Genomic DNA, 6,811 nt, shown 5'->3' on the forward strand with positions numbered 1-6,811 from the left:
TTATGCGCCTAATAAAGTTGCCATAGTAATACCAACAGCAAACGATACCGCTGCAGAAATAGTAGCTACGCCTACATTTTTTTGGCGATTTACTTCATCTGAAATATCACAGCCAGATAAAATAATTTTTATTGTCACTAAGTGCAAAATAATAAATGCAATTAAGCAAACAACTGCGCTAACAGCCCAGTAAAGCAAGCTTGCATTTATGTTATCGGCTGCATAAGGTGCAATACCTGTTGCTGCAGTAATTGCCAATGCACTACCAATTAAAAAACCAGCATAGCGAATACCTACAGCTAAGTTTCCATCAATAATTGCTTGTTGTAAGCAGTCACCGCTTTTATTAGTGCGTTTAAATAGTTGCACGCGATATTGGCTTACTAGTAATAATACAAAGCTGCCAATAATAAATGCTGCCACTACAATTGGCAGACCGTGCCAGCCCTCTGTTGCTACCCACAAAAGTGCAGAGCGAATAACAATAGCAACACTCACTACGTGACCAAAATCAATTACAGAGGCAGTTACATTACCTTTAACAATTTCATCGTGTAGGCTTACTTTACGTAGCGCTACCTTATCTTGAAAAAAGTGGCCTAACTTAATTAATACAATCGCTAGCACACCATAACCTAGCATTTGCAGTGCTTCTTGCTGAAGCGACGCTGCAAAAGCTCCACTGCTCACGCCCGTTAATACAATTGCAAGAGCAACTAAACCTGCGGCAAAGCTAATACCAAAAGCAAAGTTATCGCGCTCTGTTATCTCGTCATTCGCATGTAAATTTGAAACCCAACCTTTAATGTATTTTAGGCTTACAAAGAGCAACACAATAATTGCAAAATCAATCGCAAGTGCTTGTAGCGACCACATAGTTATTCCATTAAATTCGTACATATTTCTAACTCCAACTTATTCTTTACTTACCACGGCTCACGCCACGAGAGGTTCTGCTACCGCTATCACGTACCGATCCTGAGCTATTGCTATTGCTATAACTGCTCGAACGCGAGTAACTACTGCGGCTTTTAGGTGGCGTATAACTACTACGGCTTAAACCCGTTGCACCTGTTTTTTTGCTCGCATATGGGCTTGTAAACTGCTTACCTTGGCGTTGGTACGATTGGCGTGTACGTGTTTCAAGCGCGCTTTGTGTTTTAATTTGTTTAGGGCTTGAGTAACGAGCACGGCCATAGTCATTGTAATAACTATACTTGCGACGCTTACTCCAGCTACCATATTCAACACGATCGAACACATCACCTAAAATACGGTACATACCGTACCACTGCCAAAAGCTAATCCCGTTACTATTAGTTTGCCAGTTTCCATAATTAGGGTTACCCACCATTTGGTTACCAACCCCCTCTCCTTCAGCTTGCTGGCTAATTGCACCAATACGAGCAAGGCTACCTTTTGACATATCAGCAAGCATATTAATAGGATCGGTCAACGCATCTGAAAACAGCGTAGGCTTTACAGCTTCACGCAGTAAATCAATACTGTGGAGCGTATCTTCGTAGGGTGGAATTAAGTAAGTCCCTTTAATGTCTTTAAGTCGCTGTGTTAAACCACTATAAAGAGCACCTTGTCTTGTGGCATCAAGGGTAATTACATCAACAACCTTACTTAGTTCTGGTTGCTGCTGTTTTAGAAGTTGGCCGTACTCTTTTAAAAGTACAGCATTACGTATGCTCCCATTATCAAGCGCGGTACCAAGCTGTGATAGCTCAACGTCTGCCTTTTTAATAGACTCTTGAATTGTTTGTTGCAACTGCTCTTCTTTAGATTGACAACCCATAAGCACTGCGAACAAACAAAACAGGCTCATAAGTTTCCAAGCTTTTATATTCGACATTCATGTCACCTGATTTACAAAATTAACGCAGGTAGTTTTACACAGGTCACTTATTAAACCAAGAATGAAATTGCAACAAAGTAAGTCTGCCCAAAATAAAATAAGCAGCTATATTTACTATATGAATTTAAAAGCATTCTTAATGACTCTTTTGCTAGTAAATATCACGAAAGCAGTTTTAAGCCTTCAACGAAAATAAAACAAAAATAACAAGCCATAGATCTTTAAGGTGTAAGGCGCAACAGCGGGAAGGGATTTGACTAGATGTTTCATAGCATTCGTAACAAATTTATTATAATAACGACTTTATTAATAATACTAAGCTCAAACTTAGTTTTTTTTCTCGCTATAAATGAACATGAAGACTTATATCGACAATCTGTTGAAGAAAACCTTGATGCAATGTCGTCAAACATTTCTGATAACCTGTTACGTGTTATGTCTCAAGAAATAGATTTGTTTTCTATTACCACAGAGCTTTTAGGGCTCGATAGATACGAGCATATAAAATTTGTGAACGTATTCGATGCTAACTGGCAACTTATACAATCTTACGTGCACCCTAATTATTTAAAGCTAGATCATTTTACTCCTGAATTAACCGGTATAAAACCACAAGGTTTACCGCACACCGTCAATGCAACCAATCAAGGTTTAGTGGTAGTAAAAACAATTGGCGAAGAGCAGTTTCCTATGGGCTACTTACTGATAGTTCAAGATTATCAAAAACCATTAGATGAGAGTAAAGCGAGTCTATTTTACAGCGCAGCTCCCTTTGTTATTTTAATTATAGCTTTAACAATTATTATCTCTTATTGGATATACCAGCATCTACTAAGCCCACTTTTAAAGCTTTCTAAATTTACGCAAAAAGTTGAAAAAACGACAAATTACCAGCTGCAATATAAAATATCGAGTAATGATGAAGTGTCTCAGCTCGGTAAAGATATTAATAATTTACTGCAAACTATTAACTCACAAATCAAAACGAATCAAAAAAAGACAGCTCAGTTATTAGATCAAAAACACTCAATGGAACATTTAGCTAACTACGACATATTAACTGGCTTACCCAATCGTATGTATTTTATGAATTTGCTCAAAAAAGAATTAATACGTAGCAAAAGTAACAACCAAGATATGGCCATTATGTTTTTCGACGTAGACAGCTTTAAAGGTGTTAACGACACGCTAGGCCATGAAACCGGAGATCTACTTTTAAAAGCTGTCGCAACAACTATAAAGAGAAATTTACGCCAAAATGATGTTATTGCTCGGTTAGGCGGTGATGAGTTTTTGATAATGCTACCTAACTTAAATGATCAATCTAAAGCAATTCATATAGCACAGCAAATAGTTAACTCGATGCAAGAGCCATTAACTATAAACCAATGGGATGTGCCAACAGGTGTAAGCATTGGCATTGCAAGCGCAAAAGAAGCAGCATTTAATATAGATACTTTTATAGGTAATGCCGATATTGCAATGTATGCCTCCAAAGAAAAAGGCAAAGGGTCATACACCGTTTTTAATAACAAAATGTTAGAAAGCAATAAACGGAAATCTCAAATCGCAAACCTAATCAGCCAAGCTATTACTCAGAACGAATTTGAGATTGTTTACCAATTAAAAATGTCAGCCAGCGGGGAAGCCACTGGGTTAGAAGCACTGATCAGGTGGCAAAACCAAGAGCTAGGATTTATTTCGCCAGGTGAGTTTATTCCTATTGCAGAGCAAGTAGGTAAAATAAAAGCAATAACTCAATGGGTTATAAAAAGAGTATTTAAAGATTTATCTATACTCAAAAAAAGCATACGCAGTGATGTACTCGTGTCTTTGAATTTATCGAGTCATGATCTTAAAGATAATAACTTTATAAACGCTGTAAAAAGTAAATTGGTTAAGTACAACGTAGATATTTCTAATATTCAATTTGAAATTACAGAGTCGAGCTACCTAGATAATTTTGAAAATTCAAATGAGTTCTTTAATCAAATAAAAGAAATGGGTGGCTCAATAGCTCTTGATGATTTTGGCACAGGCTATTCATCATTAAGTTATCTAACAAAAATAGATATCGACACTATTAAAATCGACCGTATGTTCGTAAACCAATTTGATAGTTCTGAAAAAGATACAGCCGTGCTTAAAGCTATTCTTGATTTAAGTAAGCGCTTAGGCTTAAAAATTTGCAGTGAAGGCATAGAAACGGCTTCTCAAGCTAACTACTTAATTGCACATGGTAGTGATGAAATGCAGGGATATTACTTTGCTAAACCGGTTGATATATCAAAACTACCAGGCGCTATTAAACACGCAAAAGCCCTATTTAAAGAGCTAAGTGTAAATCACCAGATATCTGATAAAGTAAATTGAGAAAGTTTGTTCTATATTAGACATTTTTAACGCAACTAACGTTAGATTTAATCCCTAAAATTGATTAAGTATTACTTTACGGTGAAAGTGCTACAACGGTTAATTCGTCAGGTATTTTTATTCCGGACGGTAGATACGCCACCGCATTTTCTACTGCCATTAGATACTCAATAACCTCTTTTGTAGTGCTAAATTCAACAGGTGGTTTGCTACGGCCTGTAAACTTCATTTGAGCCCAATAAGCTTGTATTCTAGATTCGGTAAGCCCTACCATTTTAGTGTTAAAATCGATACGCAGAGGATTACCGGCAGGTAAATTTATAGCTTTAAATTGACGGCTCATAGCTCCTCCCATATAGATATGGCGAATCTGTTGCTTACTAAAGGTTAAGGCTTTATCTGTAGTATTAACTACAATAATGACTTTAGTGTTATCGATATTATCAGCATAGGCTTTAGTGCAAACAAACAGGATTGAGCAACTAGCTATTAGAAAAAACATTAATTTTTTCAAGTTATAAGAATATTTTATATGCACCATTAAAATACCCAATCTAAGCCAATAAGGTAAAGATTCGTTTTTCTATCGAAGCTAGTATCTTCAGGGATCACAAAAAAAGAATTATCCACCTCATTTCCTTCCAAAGCAGAAATTTCAGCCTTCAGTGCAAGGTTAGGTAATACATCCCATCGTATCCCTACAGTCCATGTTTTTAGTGAGTCGGGGGCTGATTCACTAAAAACACTATTATAAGCAAACGCTAATTGATCCAGATCGCCGCTAACTCCTACAGGAATTTCATTTTGATTAGAGTTAATCTCAACATCACTATCTGCAAACGTTAAGTGATAAGTGAAAGGAGCATTATTGTAACCAACCGTTAAATAATAGCTTTGTATTGTTGGAATTATATCTAACTCGGTTTTAATTCTTACCCACTCTCCTCTAAAAAAGTAATCTAAATTATCGTAAATAACACCAAATTGATCTGCATGAGCACCGCCTTCAGTAGATAATGAATCAGCACTTTTATTAAAATCAAAATCAGCTAACACATCTTGAAGTTTGCTAATTGATTTAAGGTCTAATTTAATATGACCGTTATACCTAGAAGCTCTGAATTCTATATTTTTAATATTTATTTTTGCTATGGCACCAATTAAATTATCCACTTCAAAACCGGTTTTAAATGGTCCAATACCAATACTGCCAGACTCTTCACCATAATACCCTTCTAAACTGACATCCAAGTCTTCTGATCCAAATTTATAAATTGCATCAATACCATTAAATGTTTTAAATAAATACGTATCGTAAACTTGCTGTGGAGGGTTTATCCAGGGATATGCAAAACCAACATCGGAAAAGTCACTCATAGTAAAAAAAGGCGTGCGTAACTTACCTGCTTTAATTTGCAACTTATCTGTAGGTGTATAGGTTAAATACAACCATTCCAATCCAGACTCGCCAGAGACCGTCGTACTATCAGATCTTAATAGCCCTTGCGCCGTAGCTGACCACTTATCATTAAACTGATACTCAGCTTGCAAACCAATTAAACTAGATGGTGAAAAGCTAAGGCTGTTATCATAACCTCTGTACTCAACGTTTCTTTCATCTATATACCCACCAATAACTCGAGCGTAACCAGAAAAGTCGAGCTCTCCAGAGTTTGCTGGAAAGTGATACATCGCGATAGCAAAAGCGAAGACTTGCAATATTTTATTTCGTATCAACAAGTTAAAAAGCCCTATCAAAACATTAGATGAAATCAAAAGACAATTTCATACTATATTTAAGCAAAATAATTATTATGATTAATAACTATAGCCAATGATGGGAATCATGGATCTAAATCTGCATTCAAATATGGTTACTTTTTATAAAGCAGAGTTAATTATTTCGCTTTAATAAGGTGATGAATAACTGTGAAATATCTAAAAAATAAAACAGCTACGCTGTATAAACGAAAGGGGTGTATTAAAAAAGTATTACTGTACTTTTCACCACGTGAAATCTGGTTAGGGATAAAAGTGTAGTGGAGATAAGGATATGCAGAGGAGCCTACGAATGAGTTGGGCATCGGGTCTAGTATTTACTAAACCCCAGACAGCAAAAAACCCGTCACATTGCTGTAACGGGTTTCTCTTATTTGAAGTCGGTACGCTACGCAGTAGAATGTCGTAGTGCCCACAGCGGCGGAGAGCCACATAGCAAATGCTACACTATCGTTGTGTCGGGAGTCGTCACGCCCGCCTGTCCTACGTGATGGGGGTTGCTGTGAGTGTATATTAATTGCGCGTATTTTACTTTTCTGCAGACGTAAAAAAGCCCGACTATTTCTAGTCGGGCTTTCTACAATTTGAAGCCTGGTAATGTCCTACTTTCACATAGCAAATGCTACACTATCATCGGCGCTGTTTCGTTTCACTACTGAGTTCGGCATGGAGTCAGGTGGGTCCAAAACGCTATTGTCACCAAGCAAATTAGGTGCAAAGGATTAATGACAAGCACGTAGTGCTGCTTTTTCCTTTGCGCAAGGTGCCTCAACTTTAACGCTACGCGCTAAGAGT

5 protein-coding genes and 1 rRNA gene are annotated in these 6,811 nt (G+C 37.0%); 1 reads left to right on the forward strand and 5 read right to left on the reverse strand.

From position 1 onward, the window contains the following. The gene (locus CWC11_RS09405) at window positions 1-900 is read right to left on the reverse strand and encodes a DUF350 domain-containing protein (RefSeq protein WP_138682482.1); all 900 of its coding nucleotides are present in this window, start codon (window positions 898-900) and stop codon (window positions 1-3) included. A 22-nt stretch (window positions 901-922) separates the two neighbouring features. Beyond that, complete coding sequence (locus tag CWC11_RS09410) at window positions 923-1,861, reverse strand: CHAD domain-containing protein (protein WP_138682483.1); 939 nt, start codon at window positions 1,859-1,861, stop codon at window positions 923-925. A 264-nt stretch (window positions 1,862-2,125) separates the two neighbouring features. On the opposite strand from CWC11_RS09410, the gene CWC11_RS09415 reads away from it, so the two are divergent. Next, window positions 2,126-4,237, forward strand: a complete 2,112-nt coding sequence (locus CWC11_RS09415) for a putative bifunctional diguanylate cyclase/phosphodiesterase (protein ID WP_138682484.1) — start codon at window positions 2,126-2,128, stop codon at window positions 4,235-4,237. Between the two features lie 76 nt (window positions 4,238-4,313). Here CWC11_RS09415 and CWC11_RS09420 read toward each other — a convergent pair whose 3' ends face one another. The 3 genes from CWC11_RS09420 to rrf all read right to left on the reverse strand — a co-directional run bounded on the left by CWC11_RS09420 (window position 4,314) and on the right by rrf (window position 6,720). Continuing rightward, window positions 4,314-4,778, reverse strand: coding sequence for a hypothetical protein (locus tag CWC11_RS09420; RefSeq protein ID WP_138682485.1), 465 nt, complete (start codon window positions 4,776-4,778; stop codon window positions 4,314-4,316). Further along, on the reverse strand, window positions 4,778-5,977 hold the full coding sequence (locus CWC11_RS09425; RefSeq protein ID WP_249330713.1) for a TonB-dependent receptor: 1,200 nt from the start codon (window positions 5,975-5,977) through the stop codon (window positions 4,778-4,780). Before CWC11_RS09425 ends, CWC11_RS09420 begins: the two co-directional genes overlap by 1 nt. Window positions 5,978-6,605: 628 nt before the next feature. Next, a 5S ribosomal RNA gene (gene rrf / locus CWC11_RS09430) occupies window positions 6,606-6,720 on the reverse strand. Window positions 6,721-6,811: the final 91 nt, after the last annotated feature.

It is taken from the genome of Pseudoalteromonas sp. S3178 (assembly GCF_005886985.1).
In the GTDB taxonomy this organism is placed as follows: Bacteria; Pseudomonadota; Gammaproteobacteria; order Enterobacterales; family Alteromonadaceae; genus Pseudoalteromonas; species Pseudoalteromonas carrageenovora.

Excerpts from the sequence above, each read along its gene's own strand:
- CWC11_RS09420 (WP_138682485.1), bottom strand. The coding sequence starts at position 4,778 with ATGGTGCATATAAAATATTCTTATAACTTGAAAAAATTAATGTTTTTT.
- CWC11_RS09405 (WP_138682482.1), bottom strand. The coding sequence starts at position 900 with ATGTACGAATTTAATGGAATAACTATGTGGTCGCTACAAGCACTTGCG.
- CWC11_RS09410 (WP_138682483.1), bottom strand. The coding sequence starts at position 1,861 with ATGTCGAATATAAAAGCTTGGAAACTTATGAGCCTGTTTTGTTTGTTC.
- CWC11_RS09415 (WP_138682484.1), top strand. The coding sequence starts at position 2,126 with ATGTTTCATAGCATTCGTAACAAATTTATTATAATAACGACTTTATTA.